Annotated in this window: 1 protein-coding gene; it reads left to right on the top strand. The window is 39.3% G+C overall.

Annotation, left to right across the window (positions count from 1 at the left end):
- The coding region (locus tag ACYVTD_RS14605) for an AAA-type ATPase lid domain-containing protein (protein ID WP_461248445.1) at positions 1-629 on the top strand (629 nt) is incomplete at its 5' end.
- Between the last annotated feature and the right edge of the window lie 170 nt (positions 630-799).

Below are 799 nucleotides of genomic sequence, written 5' to 3'. Positions count from 1 at the left end.
CGTTACAGGCGAAAATACTGCGTGTTATTCAGGAAAGAAAATTTGAAAAAGTAGGGTCGGATACTACCGTAACCGTAAATGTGCGTATTGTAGCGGCAACCAACAAAGACCTTGAAGATCAAGTAAAAAAGAACTTATTCAGAGGCGATTTATACTACCGCCTGAACGTACTGCCTATTTATATCCCGCCCCTTCGCCAACGTCCCGAGGATATAGGCGAATTGGCGCATTTTTTCCTAAAAAACTTTATGCGCGAAACAAAAAAACAATTCAGCGGATTTTCACAGGAAACCCTTCACGCTATGCTTACTTACTCGTGGCCCGGCAATGTCCGTGAATTGCAAAACTGCATAGAACGCGCTTGTGTAATTGGCAAAAATAAATGGATAGAGCCGGAAGACCTATTCTTAAAACCATCAGCTTCGCATGAAAACAGCGAAGAAGAAATAATAGACCGCAATTTAAAGAACGCTATAAATGTTTTTAAATCGAACTTTATCCGCAAAATTCTGGACGAAAATGACTGGAACCAGACGGAGGCGGCAAAAGCGCTTGTTATTCAGCGTACTTACTTGTCAAGATTGATAAAAGAGCTTAAAATAAGTAATCCTAAGGAGATACAAGATTAATGCAAAATAACGAGAATCAAAACATCGCGGATAAAATTAACAATTTTGTTCAAAACCACAGAAAAGCGATATTTACAGTTATCGGTATAATACTTGTCCTTTTTGTCGGCTTGATTGCCTATCTTTCAATAAGCGATACTCTTAACAAAAAAGCGATTGCCGCGCTGGAC

The organism is Treponema sp. R6D11 (assembly GCF_054786075.1).
Note: the sequence above shows the minus strand (reverse complement) of the source record. Positions and strands in the feature narration are given on the sequence as shown.